The sequence below is a fragment of the Streptomyces ficellus genome (assembly GCF_030406405.1).
Classification (GTDB): domain Bacteria; phylum Actinomycetota; class Actinomycetes; order Streptomycetales; family Streptomycetaceae; genus Streptomyces; species Streptomyces ficellus_B.
Genome location: NZ_JAUEPL010000014.1, coordinates 72,230 through 88,593, shown reverse-complemented (window position 1 = coordinate 88,593; position 16,364 = coordinate 72,230). Strand labels below are relative to the sequence as shown.

Genomic DNA, 16,364 nt, shown 5'->3' with positions numbered 1-16,364 from the left:
GGAGCTCGGTTCCCACCATGCACCACGCCACTGACAATCGGCCCCCGCTCCTGCTGGCCATGGGCCCCGGCATCGCGGACCGCCTGCTCACCGACGCCCACCGCGCCCGGCTCGCCGCCCTGACCCGTGCCGATCCGCACCTGGTCGCCCACGACCTGGCCGCGCCCACGCCCCGCGTCGCCACCGCGCTCGCCGAGGCCGAGGTCCTGTTCACCTGCTGGGGCGCCACCCCGCTCACGGCCGGCGTCCTGCGCAAGGCCCCGCGCCTGCGGGCGATCGTCCACGCCGCCGGATCGGTCAAACACCATGTCACCGACGCGTGCTGGGAGCGCGGCCTCGCGGTCACCTCGGCGGCCGCGGCCAACGCGCTGCCCGTCGCCGAGTACACGCTCGCCGTGATCCTCCTGGCCGGCAAGCGCGTCCTGCGCGCCGCACAGCGGTACGCCGAGCTGCGCAACGGCCACGACTGGCAGCGCGAGCTCGCCGACAGTGGCAACTACCGCCGCACGGTCGGCATCGTGGGCGCGTCCCGCATCGGCCGCCGCGTGATCGAGCTGCTGCGCCCCTTCGACGTACAGGTGCTGCTGTACGACCCGTACGTCGCGCCCGCCGAGGCGACGGCCCTCGGCGCCGTGCCGGTCGCCCTGGACGAGCTGTGCGCCCGCGCCGGCGTCGTCTCCGTCCACGCCCCGCAACTGCCGTCCACGCACCATATGATCGGCGCCGCGCAGCTGGCCCTCATGCCGGACGGCGCGACCCTCGTCAACACCGCGCGCGGCTCCCTCATCGACGAACGGGCGCTCCTGCCCCACCTGACGAGGGGCCGCCTCAACGCCGTGCTCGATGTCACCGACCCGGAGGTCCCGCCGCCCGGCTCGCCGCTCTACACGCTCCCCAACGTCCTGCTGACCCCGCACATCGCGGGCTCGCTCGGCAACGAGCTGCACCGCATGGCGGACCGGGCGCTGGACGAGCTGGAGCGGTACGTGAAGGGGCTGCCGTTCGAGGAGGCGGTCCGGCCCTCGGAGCTGAGCCGCTCGGCCTAGCCGCGCGACAACGCGCCCGACGCGGCCCACGAGGACGCCGGCACAGCCCACGAGACCGCCGTCCGGCAAGACCTACGAGACCGCCGCCCGGCGCAGCCCCGGGGAAACGAGCGAGGCCCGGTGCCCCCGCGACGGGGGCACCGGGCCTCGTAACGCTCAAGCGGCGTCAGTGGGAGTGGCCGTGACCGTGGCCGTGGCCCGCGTCCGCCGGCTCCTCTTCCTTCTTCTCGACGACCAGGGTCTCGGTCGTCAGCAGCAGGGAGGCGATGGACGCGGCGTTCTCCAGGGCCGAGCGCGTGACCTTGACCGGGTCGATGACGCCGGCCTTGATCAGGTCGCCGTAGTCGCCGGTCGCGGCGTTGAAGCCCTGGCCCTTGTCGAGCTCCGCCACCTTCGCGGTGATGACGTAGCCCTCCAGGCCCGCGTTCTCGGCGATCCAGCGCAGCGGCTCCACGACGGCGCGGCGGACGACCGCGACACCGGTGGCCTCGTCGCCGGTCTTGTCGAGGTTGCCCTCCAGGACCTTGGCGGCGTGGACCAGCGCGGAGCCACCACCGGAGACGATGCCCTCCTCGACCGCGGCGCGGGTCGCGGAGATGGCGTCCTCCAGACGGTGCTTCTTCTCCTTCAGCTCCACCTCGGTGGCGGCGCCGACCTTGATCACGCACACGCCGCCGGCCAGCTTCGCGAGGCGCTCCTGGAGCTTCTCGCGGTCCCAGTCGGAGTCCGTGGTCTCGATCTCGGCCTTGATCTGCGCCACGCGGCCGGTGACGTCCTCGGACTTGCCGCCACCGTCGACGATGGTGGTCTCGTCCTTGGTGACGGTCACGCGGCGGGCGGTGCCGAGCACGTCCAGGCCGACCTGGTCGAGCTTGAGGCCGACCTCCTCGGCGACGACGGTCGCGCCGGTGAGGGCGGCCATGTCGCCGAGCATCGCCTTGCGGCGGTCACCGAAGCCGGGGGCCTTGACCGCGACCGCGTTGAAGGTGCCGCGGATCTTGTTGACGACCAGGGTCGACAGGGCCTCGCCCTCGACGTCCTCGGCGATGATCAGCAGCGGCTTGGAGGAGCCGGCCTGGATGACCTTCTCCAGCAGCGGCAGCAGGTCCGTGATCGCGGAGATCTTGCCCTGGTGGATCAGGATGTACGGGTCGTCGAGGACGGCCTCCATACGCTCCTGGTCGGTCACCATGTACGGGGACAGGTAGCCCTTGTCGAAGGCCATGCCCTCGGTGAAGTCCAGCTCCAGACCGAAGGTGTTGGACTCCTCGACGGTGATGACACCGTCCTTGCCGACCTTGTCCATGGCCTCGGCGATGAGCTCTCCGACCTGCTGGTCCTGGGCGGACAGCCCGGCCACGGCGGCGATGTCGGCCTTGTCGTCGATCGGGCGCGCCGAGGCGAGGAGGTCGTCGCAGACGGCCTTGACGGCGGCGTCGATGCCCTTCTTCAGGGCGGCCGGGGAGGCGCCGGCGGCCACGTTGCGCAGACCCTCGCGGACCAGCGCCTGGGCCAGGACCGTGGCGGTGGTGGTGCCGTCACCCGCGATGTCGTTGGTCTTGGTCGCCACCTCCTTCACCAGCTGGGCGCCGAGGTTCTCGTACGGGTCCTCGATCTCGACCTCGCGGGCGATGGTGACGCCGTCGTTGGTGATGGTGGGCGCGCCGAACTTCTTGTCGATGACGACGTTGCGGCCCTTGGGGCCGATCGTCACCTTGACCGTGTCGGCAAGCTTGTTGACGCCGCGCTCAAGGGCGCGACGGGCGTCCTCGTCGAACTTCAGGATCTTCGCCATGGGAGCGATTCAGCCCTCTCGGAACTCGGGTTAACGAACCGCGCCCCTCGCCGCCCGGCAATAAAGTCATCAGCGGGGGCCAGGGGCGCAGCTCAAAGCACTATCTGCTCGGGTACGGAGTCTTCCGGGGAAGCCCCCCGGATTTCCGACCTACTTCTCGACGATCGCGAGCACGTCGCGGGCCGAGAGGACGAGGTACTCCTCGCCGCTGTACTTGACCTCGGTGCCGCCGTACTTGCTGTACAGCACGATGTCACCGGTCTTGACGTCGAGCGGCAGGCGCTCGCCGTTCTCGAAGCGGCCCGGGCCCACGGCCAGGACGACGCCCTCCTGGGGCTTCTCCTTCGCGGTGTCCGGAATGACCAGGCCAGACGCGGTGGTCTGCTCGGCGTCGAGCGGCTGGACCACGATGCGGTCCTCGAGCGGCTTGATGGCAACCTTGGAGCTGGTGGTCGTCACGATCCGACCTCCCCCTTCGGAGATCTCACGGGGTTAACTGTCTGAGGTGGCGACCAGGTGGATCCGTCGTCGCGGGTGCCGGACCTGCCCGTCGCTGTGTTGGCACTCTCCAGTGGGGAGTGCCAGAGCTGAGACTATGACCGCGGTTAGCACTCGGTCAAGCGGAGTGCCAATTCACCGACCCCGTGGCGCGATCCCTCGGGCGCGATCCGTCACACGTAGTCCTCCAGCCTGGCCACGGCGTACCCCTTCGCCGTGACGACGTCCATCACCTGGCGGACCATGTCCGGCATGGTGCCGTTCCAGTCCTCGGGGCCGCGGAAGTGCGTGAGGATGATGTCGCCGGGGTGCAGGTCCCGGTCCCATTCCCGCCACTCCATGTGGTCCGGGTACGCCTCGGCCGCCCACAGGGGCACCGCCCTGACGCCGCACGCCTGGGCGGCCCGCAGCGTGTCGGCGTTGTAGTTGCCGTAGGGCGGGCGGAAGAGCGAGGGGCGCTTGCCGTACCGCTTCTGGATCACGTCTTGCATGCCGCAGATCTCGCGCTCCTGCTCCTGGTACGACAGGGCGGGCATGTAGCGGTGGTTGAGCGTGTGGTTGTGCAGGGTGACGCCGCGCGCCTGCATGCGCCCGAAGTAGCCGTAGTCCTCCTTGACCAGGTAGTCGCTGAGGAAGGCGCTGTACGGGATGTGCAGGTCGGACATCATCCGCAGCAGTTCCGGGTCCTTCTCGGCGCCGTCGTCGATCGTCAGGAACACGACCTTCTGGCTGGTCGGCACGGTGGTGAAGACGGGCGGCAGGGTGGGGTCGCCGACCTCGAACCCCTTGCGGAAGGCGATCTCCGGTTTGTCGGCGGCCGACGGGGGCGGCGGCGCGGGGAGCGGGGTTCGCGCCAGGCCCCACTTCCTGGCGGCGACGGCGCGGGCCGCCTGCACGCGCTTGACCTTCTTGGCGTACGCGGCGCGGGCGGCGGCGGCGTCGGGCGGCTGCGCGGGACCGGCCTGACCGCTCGCCTCACCGCTCGCCGGACCACCGGGCCCGCCGCTCGCCGCGCCGCCGCCCTCCGCCGCGCAGCCGGAAGCGACCGCCGCGGCGAGCAGCACGGCCAGCGTCGCCACACGGACCCGTACGCCCGCCTTTTTGTCGTTTTGTCGTACTAGTTGCATGGCGCCGCATCCTGTCAGCGCCCCGCGCCGGCCGCCTGCCGGCAGCGCCACCCGGCGCACACCATCCCCCGCCTGGCCCACAATGGGCCGGGTGACCGATCTCGCCGCCTTCTCCGCGCTCCTCACCGACGAGGGCCAGGCCCTGCTGGCCGCCCTGCGCGACCACACCCCCGCCCAGGAGCTGGCGGTCGCCTCCCGGCTGCGCCGCGACCACCCGGCCGAGCTGGTCACGGCGGCGATCGGGCAGGCGCGGCTGCGGCAGCGCGCGGTGGCGAAGTTCGGCGAGCAGGACGCCCACCGCATGTACTTCACGCCCGGCGGCGTCGAGCAGTCCACCCGCCGGACGGTCGCCGAGCACCGCGCCGCCCGCTTCGCCCGCCTCGGCGTACGCGGCGTCGCCGACCTGTGCAGCGGCGTCGGCGGCGACGCCATCGCGCTCGCCCGCGCCGGGATCCGGGTCCTGGCGGTCGACCGCGACCCGCTCGCCGCCGAGGCCGCCCGCGCGAACGCCGAGGCCCTGGGGCTCGCCGGGCTGATCGAGGTGCGCTGCGCGGACGTCACGGAGGTCGACACCTCGCCGTACGACGCGGTCTTCGTCGACCCGGCGCGGCGCGGCGGCCGTGGCCGGATCTTCGACCCGGAGGCGTACTCGCCGCCCCTGTCGTGGGCCATCGAGGCCGCGCGCAAGGCCCCGCACGCGGCGCTGAAGATCGCCCCGGGCATCCCGCACGAGGTGATCCCCGACGCCGCCGAGGCCGAGTGGGTCTCCGACCACGGCGACGTGAAGGAGGCGGTGCTCTGGTTCGGCACCCGCCCCGGCACGGTCACCGCCACGCTCCTGCCCGGCCCGCACACCCTGACCGGCCGCAACCTCCCCGACCCCGCCGTCCGCCCGGTGGGCCGCTTCCTGTACGAGCCCGACGGCGCCGTCATCCGCGCGCATCTGGTCGCGGAGGTCGCCGACGAGCTCGGCGGCGGCCTGATCGACGAGACCATCGCGTACATCACCGCCGATGAAGCGCGCCCGACGCCCTACGCCACCGCGTACGAGATCACCGACGAACTGCCCTTCAACCTCAAGAAGCTGAAGGCCCTGCTGCGCGAACGCGACGTCGGCACCCTGACGGTCAAGAAGCGCGGCTCGGCGGTCGAACCCGAGGAACTGCGCCGCAAACTCAAGCCGAAGGGCCCGAACTCCGCGACGGTCTTCCTGACCCGGGTGGCGGGCGCCCCGGCCATGCTGATCGGGCACCCCGTCTGACGGTCCGTCAGGGCAGTTGCGGCGCCGGGCGGTAGCGGCCGGCCGGACGGGATGACCGGAACCGGGTCGCCGGTAACCAGGTCACCGGTAACCAGGTCACCGGTAACCAGGTCACCGGTCCTGCGTGCCGTGGGACGCGAAGCGCCAGCGGTGCACCTGGCGGGTGACCAGGTCGCTGCCGGGCTCGGGCAGTTCGGGCAGGTCCGCGTCGTACGGGGCGTCCCACCAGGTCAGTACCAGGACCCGGTCGCCGGGCGCCGCGAAGGTCTCGCGGCGCAGCGGCACCCCGTCGAGCGTCTGGGCCCGCGCCCACGCCAGCAGTTCGGCGCCCCTGCCGGGGGTGGCGCGGGCCTCCCACATCAGGGTGACGGTCACGAGTAGAGGTTCTCCTTGCTGACCTCGTGCACATGCTCGTGCGAGGGCACGTGCGGGTCGGTCACCGGCAGGGACGAGTCCGCCGACAGCTCCAGGTCGGAGGCGGGGCGGTTACGGGCCACCATCTCGGCGCCCAGCGCCGCGACCATCGCGCCGTTGTCGGTGCACAGCTTCGGCCGGGGCACGCGCAGCCGGATACCGGCACGCTCGCACCGCTCCTCGGCCATCGCCCGCAGCCGCGAGTTGGCGGCCACACCGCCGCCGATCATCAGGTGGTCGACGCCCTCGTCCTTGCAGGCCCGCACGGCCTTGCGGGTCAGGACGTCGACGACCGCCTCCTGGAAGGACGCCGCCACATCCCGTACCGGCACCTCCTCGCCCGCGGCCCGCTTCGCCTCGACCCAGCGGGCGACGGAGGTCTTGAGCCCCGAGAAGGAGAAGTCGTACGCGGGGTCGCGCGGCCCGCTCAGCCCGCGCGGGAACGCGATGGCGGCCGGGTCGCCCTCGCGGGCCAGCCGGTCGATCACCGGACCGCCCGGGAAGCCCAGGTCCAGCACGCGCGCGATCTTGTCGAAGGCCTCGCCCGCCGCGTCGTCGATCGTCGCGCCCATCGGCCGTACGTCGGCGGTGATGTCCGGTGCGAGCAGCAGCGACGAGTGGCCGCCGGAGACCAGCAGCGCCATCGTCGGCTCGGGCAGCGGCCCGTGCTCCAACTGGTCGACGCAGATGTGCGAGGCCAGGTGGTTCACCCCGTACAGCGGCTTGCCGAGGGCGAACGCGTACGCCTTCGCCGCCGAGACGCCGACCAGGAGCGCGCCGGCGAGGCCGGGGCCGGCGGTGACGGCGATGCCGTCGAGGTCGCGGGCGCTGACGCCCGCCTCCTTCAGGGCGCGTTCGATGGTCGGGACCATCGCCTCCAGGTGCGCGCGGGAGGCGATCTCGGGCACGACGCCGCCGTACCGGGCGTGCGTGTCGACACTTGACGCGACGGCGTCCGCGAGCAGGGTCGTCCCCCGGACGATGCCGACGCCGGTCTCGTCGCAGGAGGTCTCGATGCCGAGGACGAGGGGTTCGTCAGCCATCACTCTCAGTTCCTTGTACGTCTTGTACGTTCAGGCGCATGACGAGCGCGTCGATGTTGCCCGGCTGGTAGTAGCCGCGCCGGAAGCCGATCGGTTCGAAGCCGAAGCGCTCGTACAGCTTCTGGGCGCGGGTGTTGTCCACCCGCACTTCGAGCAGGACCTCGTCGCACTCGAAGGCGGTGGCGTGCTGGAGGAGATCGGTCAGGAGCCGGGCGCCGAGCCCGGTCCCCCACTGGTCACGGGCGACGGCGATGGTCTGTACGTCGCCGAGTCCGCCGGCCGACGCGAGCCCCGCGTACCCGACGAGCCGGCCGTCACCGGCCTCCGCCACCACATAGCGGCGGCTCGCGCGAGGTCCGCGCGCGTGGGCGAGCTCGGACCAGAACATGCCCTCCGACCAGGCGTCGTCGGGGAACAGCTCCCGCTCCAGATCGAGCACCGGCGCGATGTCCCACCAGCGCATCTCGCGCAGGACCGCCGTCACTTGGGCGTGACCACCTTGTAGTTCTTCGGAACCTGGGCGTCGGGGCGCCGCAGGTACAGCGGCCGCGGGTCCTCGAACGCCCCGCCCGCCTTCAGCCGTTCGGCGGCGAGCGCGGCGAGGGCGGCCGCCGACTGGTGCTCGGGGTCGCGGGCGTCCGGGAACACCTCGGGGTACAGCCGCGCCCCGGCGCCGACCGCCGGGAACCCGGCGACCCGCTCGGCGATGTCGGCGGGCCGGTCGACGGCGGGGCCGGTCACCCGCGTACGGCAGTCGTCGTACCGCGCCCAGTAGACCTCCTTGCGGCGCGCGTCCGTCGCCACGACGAACGGCTCCTCGATCCCGGAGGCGTACGCGAGGCCGTCCAGCGTGCACAGTCCGTGCACGGGCACACCCCCGAGGGCCGACGCGAAGGTGGCCGCGGTCACCAGGCCGACCCGCAGTCCGGTGTACGGGCCGGGGCCGACGCCCACGACGATGCCGGTCACGGCGTCGAGCGTGAGCCCGGCCTCCTGGAGCACACGGCGGACGGCGGGCAGCAGCAGCTCCCCGTGGCGGCGCGCGTCGACCTGACTCGACTCGGCGACGACGGAGTCCCCGTCGTGCAGGGCGGCGGTGACGGCGGGTGTGGCGGTATCCATGGCGAGCAAGAGCACGCAAACAGCGTACGGCTCCGCGGCGGCAGGCACGGCGCCCCGGTCGGTGTGCGCGATCCTGCTAGCGTCACCCCGCATACGTACATGGACGTATGCGGGACGTATATGGGAGAGGTGGGCAGCAGCGTGGCAAGGAGCAGCTCGGGATTCGTGGCCGGGCTCACCGCGGCGGCACTCACCGCGATCGGCTTCCTCGCCTACCAGGCGTCGGCCGGCGCCCCCGCCGGCCTCTCGGGCAAGCCGTCCGCGCCGAGCGCCTCGGCGTCGGCCCCCGTACCGGGCGGCGCCCCCAAGCAACCGGCCGCCGACCCGCTCGCGCTGCCGGAGCGGTCGGGGACCGGCGTGCGGGTCGTGTACGCGCTGGGCGACCGGCGGGTGTGGCTGGTGGGCCCGAACGGCAAGGTGACGCGGACGTTCCCGGTGATGCCGAGCACGGTCCACCCGGCCCCGGGCACGTACACGGTGACGTCCCGCTCGGGCAGCGTGCCCGGCTCGGACGGCGTGCGGATCGAGCACGTGGTGCGGTTCGCGAACGTCGACGGGGTGACGATCGGCTTCAGCGCGGCGGTGGACGGCTCGATGGCCAGCCCCGACCCGGACCGCAGGACCGGCGGCATCCGCATGAAGCGGGCGGACGGCAACGCGATGTGGACGTTCGCGACCGTCAACTCGAAGGTCGTCGTCGTCCCGTAACGGACGACCCCCGAAAGCCCCCCCGACCGGGGCACGACTGACCGGCATACCGCTGACGCGGCCCGGGCGCGGCTACCGGGCCTGCCCGACCCGGACGCGACCGACCGGCCCGGGCGACGGGCGCGACGCGGGCCCGACTGACCGGCCTACCGCCGACGCGGCTTCCGGCCGACCGGCCCTGGGCGACGGGGGCACGCTGACCGGCGTACCGCTGACGCGACCGGGCACGGCTGACCGGCCTACCGCCGACGCGACCGGGCACGGCTGACCGGCCTACCGCCGACGCGACCGGGCACGGCTGACCGGCCTACCGCCGACGCGACCGGGCACGGCTGACCGGCCTACCGCCGACGCGGCCCGGCGCCGCTGGCCGCGGCGTACCGGCTACGCGGCTTCCGGGCGGGCTTCGCGGTCTGCGTGCGCGTCCGGGGCGCTCTGGGTGGCGTCGGGCTCGTCCGCCTCGTCAGAGGCGTCCCGTGGCGGTGTGGACACCGCGTTGGCCGCCGCGCACGACGCCAGCAGATCGCGCATCGACACATCCTGCTTCGACGTCGGCATGGTCGCCTCCTGGGCTCCGGGGCAGGCATAGTTAGGTAGACCTAACCAGGTCCTGGTATCCATGTGACCACGCCTCGGAGGTACGGCGCAACATTGTGCCGACGTCTTGTCGGAAAGTACGGCGCGAGCTACCCCAGCCCGAGGTCCACGCCCGCCCAGCGCGCCCCGTACCCGGTCAGGGTCACCGTGCGCCGCTCGTCGTCCGTCGAGCCGACCACCCGGTGGATCACCACGTGCAGCCGGTCCTCCGACAGGTCCTCGACCTTGCCCTCGCCCCACTCCACGACCACCACCGACTCCGGCAGCGACACATCCAGGTCCAGGTCCTCCATCTCGTCGAGGCCCCCGCCCAGGCGGTAGGCGTCGACGTGTACGAGGGCGGGGCCGCCCACCAGCGAGGGGTGGACGCGCGCGATGACGAACGTCGGGGACGTCACCGCGCCCCGTACTCCGAGCCCCTCGCCGAGCCCGCGCGTCAGCGTCGTCTTGCCGGCGCCGAGCTCGCCGGTGAGCATCACGAGGTCACCGGGGCGCAGCAGCTTGGCGAGCGTGCGGCCCAGCTCCTGGGTCTCCTCCGGCGAGTGGAGGGTGAGACGGGCGGTGACGGTACTGGTGGCGGTCTCAGCCGCCGGGCTGTGCGGTGTCTCCATACGTGCCAACGTTAGCCGCTGCGGGCACGGCACCGACCCGTACCAGCAGGTCCGCGAGCCGGTCGGTGACCGCCTCGGGGTGCTCCAGCATCACCAGGTGCCCGGAGTCGGGGACGATCACGAGTTCGGCGTCCGGCAGCAGGTCGGCGATGGCCTCGGTGTGGGAGCTGGGCGTGACCAGGTCCTGGTCGCCGGCCAGGGCGAGCGCCGGCACCTCGGCGAAGATGCTGAGCGCCTCCGCCTTGTCGTGCTCGTTGAACGCCGGGTAGAACTCGGCCACCACGTCGATGGGCGTGCCCTCGATCATCCGCTCCGCGAACCGGGCGACCGCCGGGTCCACCTCCCGCGACGAGAACGAGTACCGCTTGATGAGCCCCGCGAAGAGGTCCGCGGTGGCCCGCCGCCCCCGCTCCACCAGCTCCGCCTGCGAGCCGAGCGCCCGCAGGACGCCGGGCAGGACGCGCCGTACCGCGTTGACTCCCGCCACCGGCAGGCCGTAGTTGACCTCGCCGAGGTTGCCGCACGAGGTGCCGACGAAGGCGGCCCCGACGACCCGTTCACGGATCAGCTCCGGGTACTGGTCGGCCAGCGCCATCATCGTCATGCCGCCCATCGAGTGCCCGACCAGCACCAGCGGGCCTTCGGGGGCGGCCGCGTCGATGACCGCCTTCAGGTCGCGGCCGAGCTGGTCGATGGAGACCGGTACGCGTTCGGGTGCCCGCTGGGAGACACCGCGCCCGGAGCGGCCGTGGCTGCGCTGGTCCCAGTGCACGGTACGGACCAGGCCGCGCAGGGCGGCGCGCTGGAAGTGCCAGGAGTCCTGGTTGAGGCAGTAGCCGTGGCTGAAGACGACCGTGACGGGGGCGGGGGTCTTGCGCCCGAAGAGCCGGCGGCGGCGCGGCGGGCTGCTGTCGGCCTCGACCTCGTCCACCTCGTAGTACAGCTCGGTGCCGTCGTCGGCCTCGGTGCGGCCCGGCGTGCCGCGCAGGGCGCCGTACGGCCCGGCCGCGTCCAGCGCGAGGCGCGCCTTGCGGCGCATGCCGCGCCCGACGGTGAGCCGTTCGAGGGCGACACCGGCCGCCGCGCCGGCCGCGATCACCCCCACCGCGGCACTGGCGAAACCGGCGCGGCGCCAATTGCCGGCGGCGGCAGCCGCCGCCGCGGTCTCCACCGAACTGGTCTCACTCACTACGGCTGCTCCTAGGTGGCTACTCGTTCAGGTAGACGCGTGGTACTCGCGAACCGATCCGGGTCACGATCTCGTACCCGATCGTGTCCGCGGCCCGCGCCCAGTCCTCGGCGGTCGGCTCACCCTCATCGCCTGCCCCGAACAGCACGGCCTGCGCACCCGGCTCGACGTCGTCCCCCTGGAGGTCGACGACGAACTGGTCCATCGCGACCCGTCCGGCCACCGTGCGCACCTTGCCGCCGACCAGGACCGGGCCCCGGCCGGAGGCGTGGCGCGGGATGCCGTCGGCGTATCCGAGGGGGACGAGGCCGAGGGTGGTCTCGCGCTCGGTGACGTAGTGGTGCCCGTAACTGACGCCGTGTCCGGCCGGAGCGCGCTTCACGAGCGCGACGCTGCCGCACAGCCGCATGACCGGGCGCAGCCCGAAGTCGGCCGGGGTGCCGAGCTCCGGGCTCGGCGAGACGCCGTACATGGCGATACCAGGACGTACGAGGTCGAAGTGCGTGGCCGGGAGCGTGAGCGTGGCCGGGGAGTTGGCCATGTGCCGCACCTCGGGCTCGGCGCCCGCCTTCTCGGCGTACGTCAGCATCTCGTGGAACGCCTCGAGCTGGGCGGCGATGGAGGGGTGCCCCGGCTCGTCGGCGCACGCGAAGTGCGACCACACGCCGGTGACCCGAAGGAGGCCTTCGGCCTGGGCCTTCAGCGCCTCGCCGACGAGCGCGGGCCAGTCGGCGGGCTGGCAGCCGTTGCGCCCGAGCCCGGTGTCGGCCTTGAGCTGCACGCGGGCCGCCCGTCCGGCCAGGCGGGCCGCCTCGGTGACCTCGCGCAGGGCCCACAGCCCGCTCACCGTCATGTCGAGCCCGGCCTCGATGCCGGCCCGCCACGGATCGCCGGGGGTCCACAGCCAGCACAGGATGGGCGCGTCGATCCCGGCCGCGCGCAGGGCGAGCGCCTCGTGCGGCGTGGCGGTGCCGAGCCAGGTGGCCCCGGCCTCCAGCGCGGCCCGCGCACAGGGCACGGCCCCATGGCCGTACGCGTCGGCCTTGACGACGCCCATGACCTGGACGTCCGGCCCCACGCGCCCGCGCAGGGCACGCACATTGGCGCGCAGCGCGCCGAGGTCGATCTCGGCGCGGGCGCGAAGGGTCTGCGGTGTCTCACTCATCGCGCCCAGTGTCTCAGGTACGGCCCGCCGCCCGGCCGAACCGGGCTGTCACCCGGATCACGTCCACGCTCCGGACGCACCGCCGTACGGCACGACCGCCCGCCCGTGTTGTGGGGGGCGACCTGGGGGGCGGCGCGCCCGTCAGCCCGTCACGTCCCGCCAGGCGCCCGGCAGGGCGGACGCCACGTCGTGGGCGGCGATCGGGGCGGAGCGGGAGGCGCGGCGGGCGGCGAGGCCGTGGAGGTAGGCGGCGACCGAGGCGGCGTCGCGGGGGCGCAGGCCCGCCGCGAGGAGGGAGCCGGCCAGGCCCGACAGGACGTCACCGCTCCCGGCGGTGGCCAGCCACGGCGTGCCCGTGGGGTTGGCCCGGACCGGCACGTCCGCGTCCGGTGCCGCGACCAGTGTGGTGGAGCCCTTCAGCAGCACGGTCGCCCCGTAGCGCCCCGCCAGTTCCCGCACCGCGTCCAGCCGCGCCGCTTCCACCTCCTCCCGCGCGACGCCCAGGAGCGCCGCGGCCTCCCCGGCGTGCGGGGTGAGGACCGTCGGGGCGGACCGGGCCCGCACGGCGGCCGGGTCCAGCGGCCGCAGCCCGTCCGCGTCGACCAGAACCGGAACGTCCGAGTCCAAAACCTCCTCCACGCCCGGCGTGTCACCCAGGCCCGGGCCGATCACCCACGCCTGTACGCGCCCCGCCTTCCCCGGCGGCCCGCCGTGCACCAGCGTCTCCGGGTAGTGCGCGAGCACGGCCTCGCCCGCCGGGCCCACGTACCGCACGGCCCCGGCCCCGCCCCGCAGCGCGCCCGCCACCGCGAGCACCGCCGCGCCCGGGTAGCGCGCCGACCCGGCGACCACGCCCACCACGCCCCGCCGGTACTTGTCGCTCTCGGCGGCCGGCACGGGCAGCAGCCGCGCCACGTCCGCGTGCTGGAGGGCCTCGACGTCGGGCACCGGAGGAAGGGCGAGCCCGATGTCGACCAGCCGCAGCGCCCCCGCGTACTCCCGTGCCGGGTCGATCAGCAGCCCCGGCTTGTACGTCCCGAACGTCACCGTCGCGTCCGCCCGGACCGCCTCGCCCGCCACCCGCCCCGTGTCCGCGTCCACCCCGCTCGGCAGATCGACGGCGACCACCACGGCCTGCGACGAGCGGGCCGCCCGCGCCACCGCCGCCGCCTCGGGCCGCAGCCCGCCGCGCCCGCCGATGCCGGTGATGCCGTCCAGGACGAGATCGGCGCGGGGGACCACGGCGAACGGGTCGTCGGCCACCCGCCCGCCGGCCGTGGTCAGCGCCGCCAGACCGCCCTGGTGCGCGCGGGAGCCGAGCAGCACGGCCGACACGCCAGCGCCCCGCCGCGCCAGCCGGGCGCCCGCGTACAGCGCGTCGCCCCCGTTGTCGCCGCTGCCGACCAGCAGCACCACCCGCGCCCCGGAGACCCGGCCCAGCAGCCCGGCGCAGGCCGCCGCCAGCCCCGCGGCGGCCCGCTGCATCAGCGCGCCCCCGGGCAGTCTCGCCATCAGCTCGGCCTCGGCGGCCCGTACGGTCTCCACCCGGTAAGCGCTACGCATACGGTCAACCCTCCGCGATCACCACGGCCGACGCCACCCCCGCGTCGTGACTGAGCGACACATGCCAGTGCCGCACGCCCAGCTCGGCCGCGCGCGCCGCGACCGTGCCGCGCACCCGCAGCCGTGGCCGGCCGCTGTCCTCGACGTACACCTCGGCGTCCGTCCAGTGCAGGCCGGCCGGCGCGCCCAGCGCCTTGGCGATGGCCTCCTTCGCCGCGAACCGGGCGGCGAGCGACGCGATCCCGCGCCGCTCCCCGCTGGGCAGGAGCAACTCGCTGTCCAGGAACAGCCGTTCCGCCATGTGCGGCGTACGCCGCATCGCCGCCGCGAACCGGTCGATCTCCGCGACGTCGATCCCCACCCCGATGATCATTCGACCGTGACCGACTTCGCCAGGTTCCTCGGCTGGTCCACCTCGTTGCCGCGCGCCGTGGCCAGCTCGCACGCGAAGACCTGCAACGGCACCGTCGACACCATCGGCTGGAGCAGCACCGGCGTGGCCGGGATACGGATCAGGTGGTCCGCGTACGGCACGACGGCCTCGTCCCCCTCCTCCGCGATCACGATGGTCCGAGCGCCGCGGGCCCGGATCTCCTGGATGTTGGACACGATCTTGTCGTGCAGCACCGACCGGCCGCGCGGCGACGGCACCACGACGACCACCGGCAGGTCCTGCTCGATCAGCGCGATCGGGCCGTGCTTGAGCTCACCGGCGGCGAAGCCCTCCGCGTGCATGTACGCGAGCTCCTTGAGCTTCAGCGCGCCCTCCAGGGCCACCGGGTAGCCCACGTGCCGGCCCAGGAACAGCACGGTGTCCTTGTCCGCGAGCGAGCGCGCCAGCTCGCGTACCGGCTCCATGGTCTCCAGGACGCGCTCGACGTCCTCCGCGATCCTGGCCAGGTCCTTGACGACCGCCCGGATCTCGTCGCCCCACTTGGTGCCGCGCACCTGCCCCAGGTACAGGGCGAGCAGGTACACCGCCACCAGCTGCGTCAGGAACGCCTTGGTGGAGGCGACCGCCACCTCGGGGCCCGCGTGGGTGTACAGCACGCCGTCCGACTCGCGCGGGATCGTCGAGCCGTTGGTGTTGCACACCGCCAGCACCCGCGCGCCCTGCTCGCGGGCGTGCCGCAGCGCCATCAGGGTGTCCATGGTCTCGCCGGACTGCGAGATCGCGATCACCAGCGTCCGGTGGTCCAGGATCGGGTCCCGGTAGCGGAACTCGCTCGCCAGTTCCACCTCGCACGGGATGCGGGTCCAGTGCTCGATGGCGTACTTGGCGATCAGCCCCGCGTGGAACGCGGTCCCGCACGCCACCACGACCACCTTGTGGGCCTCGCGCAGCACCGCGTCGGGGATGCGCAGCTCGTCCAGCGTCAGCGAGCCGCCGGCGTCGATGCGGCCCAGGAGCGTGTCGGCGACGGCCTTGGGCTGCTCGGCGATCTCCTTCAGCATGAAGTAGTCGTAGCCGCCCTTCTCGGCCGCCGAGGCGTCCCAGTCGACGTGGTAGGACCGCACCTCGGCGGGCGCCCCCTCGAAGTCGGTGACCGTCACACCGTCCCGGCGCAGCTCCACCACCTGGTCCTGGCCGAGCTCGATCGCGGACCGGGTGTGGGCGATGAACGCCGCCACGTCCGACGCGAGGAACGCCTCGCCCTCGCCGATCCCCACCACCAGCGGTGAGTTCCGCCGCGCACCCACCACCACGTCGGGCTCGTCGGCGTGCACGGCGACCAGCGTGAACGCGCCCTCCAGCCGCCGGCACACCATCCGCATCGACTCGGCCAGGTCGCCGCAGGACGAGAACGACTCGGCCAGCAGGTGCGAGACGACCTCGGTGTCCGTCTCGGACTCCAGCGTGTGCCCCCGGCCGGACAGCTCGGCCCGCAGCGCCGCGAAGTTCTCGATGATGCCGTTGTGGACGACGGCGACCCGCCCGGCGTTGTCCAGGTGCGGGTGCGCGTTGGCGTCGGTCGGCCCGCCGTGCGTCGCCCACCGGGTGTGCCCGATGCCGGCGGACCCGGTGGGCAGCGGCCGGCTGACCAGTTCCTTCTCCAGGTTGACGAGCTTGCCCGCCTTCTTCGCCGCGGCCATCGAGCCGTCCGCGAGCACCGCGACACCGGCCGAGTCGTAGCCCCGGTACTCGAGCCGCTTGAGGCCCGCGATCACCACATCAAGCGCCGACTGCCCGCCGACGTACCCCACGATTCCGCACATGGCGAGCA

At 73.5% G+C, this 16,364-nt stretch carries 17 protein-coding genes; 3 read left to right on the top strand and 14 right to left on the bottom strand.

Features of this window, described 5'->3' with window-relative positions; translation table 11 throughout:
• Nucleotides 1-17 precede the first annotated feature (17 nt).
• Nucleotides 18-1,046 carry a hydroxyacid dehydrogenase gene (locus QWM81_RS12455; protein ID WP_290111887.1) on the top strand — a complete coding sequence of 343 codons (1,029 nt, stop codon included), beginning with the start codon at nucleotides 18-20 and terminating at the stop codon, nucleotides 1,044-1,046.
• Between the two features lie 166 nt (nucleotides 1,047-1,212).
• Here the strand turns inward: QWM81_RS12455 and groL are convergent, their stop codons facing one another.
• The 3 genes from groL to QWM81_RS12440 form a co-directional block, all read right to left on the bottom strand.
• On the bottom strand, nucleotides 1,213-2,841 hold the full coding sequence (gene groL, locus QWM81_RS12450) for a chaperonin GroEL (RefSeq protein WP_290111886.1): 1,629 nt from the start codon (nucleotides 2,839-2,841) through the stop codon (nucleotides 1,213-1,215).
• Between the two features lie 150 nt (nucleotides 2,842-2,991).
• Nucleotides 2,992-3,300 (bottom strand): co-chaperone GroES, encoded by a 309-nt coding sequence (groES, locus tag QWM81_RS12445; protein WP_010471835.1) that lies wholly within the window; start codon nucleotides 3,298-3,300, stop codon nucleotides 2,992-2,994.
• A 212-nt stretch (nucleotides 3,301-3,512) separates the two neighbouring features.
• Nucleotides 3,513-4,466, bottom strand: a complete 954-nt coding sequence (locus tag QWM81_RS12440; protein ID WP_290111885.1) for a polysaccharide deacetylase family protein — start codon at nucleotides 4,464-4,466, stop codon at nucleotides 3,513-3,515.
• Nucleotides 4,467-4,548: 82 nt separating this feature from the next.
• Here QWM81_RS12440 and QWM81_RS12435 point away from each other — a divergent pair, with 82 nt between their 5' ends.
• The gene (locus QWM81_RS12435; RefSeq protein ID WP_290111884.1) at nucleotides 4,549-5,727 is read left to right on the top strand and encodes a THUMP-like domain-containing protein; all 1,179 of its coding nucleotides are present in this window, start codon (nucleotides 4,549-4,551) and stop codon (nucleotides 5,725-5,727) included.
• A gap of 111 nt (nucleotides 5,728-5,838) precedes the next feature.
• Here QWM81_RS12435 and QWM81_RS12430 read toward each other — a convergent pair whose 3' ends face one another.
• Genes QWM81_RS12430 through tsaB form a run of 4 tightly spaced genes read right to left on the bottom strand, consistent with a single transcriptional unit; the run spans nucleotide 5,839 to nucleotide 8,321 of the window.
• On the bottom strand, nucleotides 5,839-6,102 hold the full coding sequence (locus tag QWM81_RS12430; protein ID WP_290111883.1) for a hypothetical protein: 264 nt from the start codon (nucleotides 6,100-6,102) through the stop codon (nucleotides 5,839-5,841).
• Nucleotides 6,099-7,184, bottom strand: coding sequence for a tRNA (adenosine(37)-N6)-threonylcarbamoyltransferase complex transferase subunit TsaD (gene tsaD, locus QWM81_RS12425; RefSeq protein ID WP_290111882.1), 1,086 nt, complete (start codon nucleotides 7,182-7,184; stop codon nucleotides 6,099-6,101). Before tsaD ends, QWM81_RS12430 begins: the two co-directional genes overlap by 4 nt.
• Entirely contained in the window at nucleotides 7,177-7,647 is a 471-nt protein-coding gene (rimI, locus tag QWM81_RS12420) for a ribosomal protein S18-alanine N-acetyltransferase (RefSeq protein ID WP_290111908.1), read from the bottom strand. Before rimI ends, tsaD begins: the two co-directional genes overlap by 8 nt.
• 17 nt (nucleotides 7,648-7,664) lie before the next feature.
• A complete protein-coding gene (gene tsaB / locus QWM81_RS12415; RefSeq protein WP_290111881.1) occupies nucleotides 7,665-8,321 on the bottom strand; it encodes a tRNA (adenosine(37)-N6)-threonylcarbamoyltransferase complex dimerization subunit type 1 TsaB in 657 nt (218 codons plus the stop codon).
• A gap of 150 nt (nucleotides 8,322-8,471) precedes the next feature.
• On the opposite strand from tsaB, the gene QWM81_RS12410 reads away from it, so the two are divergent.
• On the top strand, nucleotides 8,472-9,014 hold the full coding sequence (locus tag QWM81_RS12410; RefSeq protein WP_290111907.1) for a hypothetical protein: 543 nt from the start codon (nucleotides 8,472-8,474) through the stop codon (nucleotides 9,012-9,014).
• 384 nt (nucleotides 9,015-9,398) lie between these two features.
• On the opposite strand, the gene QWM81_RS12405 is transcribed toward QWM81_RS12410, so the two are convergent.
• The 7 genes from QWM81_RS12405 to glmS all read right to left on the bottom strand — a co-directional run bounded on the left by QWM81_RS12405 (nucleotide 9,399) and on the right by glmS (nucleotide 16,356).
• Nucleotides 9,399-9,572, bottom strand: coding sequence for a hypothetical protein (locus tag QWM81_RS12405; RefSeq protein ID WP_290111880.1), 174 nt, complete (start codon nucleotides 9,570-9,572; stop codon nucleotides 9,399-9,401).
• A 128-nt stretch (nucleotides 9,573-9,700) separates the two neighbouring features.
• The gene (gene tsaE / locus QWM81_RS12400; protein ID WP_290111879.1) at nucleotides 9,701-10,222 is read right to left on the bottom strand and encodes a tRNA (adenosine(37)-N6)-threonylcarbamoyltransferase complex ATPase subunit type 1 TsaE; all 522 of its coding nucleotides are present in this window, start codon (nucleotides 10,220-10,222) and stop codon (nucleotides 9,701-9,703) included.
• A complete protein-coding gene (locus QWM81_RS12395; protein ID WP_290111878.1) occupies nucleotides 10,194-11,411 on the bottom strand; it encodes an alpha/beta fold hydrolase in 1,218 nt (405 codons plus the stop codon). Before QWM81_RS12395 ends, tsaE begins: the two co-directional genes overlap by 29 nt.
• 19 nt (nucleotides 11,412-11,430) lie before the next feature.
• Nucleotides 11,431-12,576 carry an alanine racemase gene (gene alr / locus QWM81_RS12390; protein ID WP_290111877.1) on the bottom strand — a complete coding sequence of 382 codons (1,146 nt, stop codon included), beginning with the start codon at nucleotides 12,574-12,576 and terminating at the stop codon, nucleotides 11,431-11,433.
• Between the two features lie 141 nt (nucleotides 12,577-12,717).
• Entirely contained in the window at nucleotides 12,718-14,139 is a 1,422-nt protein-coding gene (locus tag QWM81_RS12385) for an NAD(P)H-hydrate dehydratase (protein WP_290111876.1), read from the bottom strand.
• Between the two features lie 4 nt (nucleotides 14,140-14,143).
• Nucleotides 14,144-14,512 carry a holo-ACP synthase gene (locus tag QWM81_RS12380; protein ID WP_290111875.1) on the bottom strand — a complete coding sequence of 123 codons (369 nt, stop codon included), beginning with the start codon at nucleotides 14,510-14,512 and terminating at the stop codon, nucleotides 14,144-14,146.
• Nucleotides 14,509-16,356, bottom strand: coding sequence for a glutamine--fructose-6-phosphate transaminase (isomerizing) (gene glmS, locus QWM81_RS12375; RefSeq protein ID WP_290111874.1), 1,848 nt, complete (start codon nucleotides 16,354-16,356; stop codon nucleotides 14,509-14,511). Before glmS ends, QWM81_RS12380 begins: the two co-directional genes overlap by 4 nt.
• Nucleotides 16,357-16,364 lie beyond the last annotated feature (8 nt).

Coding starts and splice junctions, on each gene's coding strand:
- QWM81_RS12380 (WP_290111875.1), bottom strand. CDS start 14,512: ATGATCATCGGGGTGGGGATCGACGTCGCGGAGATCGACCGGTTCGCG.
- tsaE (WP_290111879.1), bottom strand. CDS start 10,222: ATGGAGACACCGCACAGCCCGGCGGCTGAGACCGCCACCAGTACCGTC.
- rimI (WP_290111908.1), bottom strand. CDS start 7,647: ATGCGCTGGTGGGACATCGCGCCGGTGCTCGATCTGGAGCGGGAGCTG.
- QWM81_RS12405 (WP_290111880.1), bottom strand. CDS start 9,572: ATGCCGACGTCGAAGCAGGATGTGTCGATGCGCGATCTGCTGGCGTCG.
- glmS (WP_290111874.1), bottom strand. CDS start 16,356: ATGTGCGGAATCGTGGGGTACGTCGGCGGGCAGTCGGCGCTTGATGTG.
- tsaD (WP_290111882.1), bottom strand. CDS start 7,184: ATGGCTGACGAACCCCTCGTCCTCGGCATCGAGACCTCCTGCGACGAG.
- QWM81_RS12435 (WP_290111884.1), top strand. CDS start 4,549: ATGGGCCGGGTGACCGATCTCGCCGCCTTCTCCGCGCTCCTCACCGAC.
- QWM81_RS12440 (WP_290111885.1), bottom strand. CDS start 4,466: ATGCAACTAGTACGACAAAACGACAAAAAGGCGGGCGTACGGGTCCGT.
- alr (WP_290111877.1), bottom strand. CDS start 12,576: ATGAGTGAGACACCGCAGACCCTTCGCGCCCGCGCCGAGATCGACCTC.
- groL (WP_290111886.1), bottom strand. CDS start 2,841: ATGGCGAAGATCCTGAAGTTCGACGAGGACGCCCGTCGCGCCCTTGAG.
- QWM81_RS12455 (WP_290111887.1), top strand. CDS start 18: ATGCACCACGCCACTGACAATCGGCCCCCGCTCCTGCTGGCCATGGGC.
- QWM81_RS12385 (WP_290111876.1), bottom strand. CDS start 14,139: ATGCGTAGCGCTTACCGGGTGGAGACCGTACGGGCCGCCGAGGCCGAG.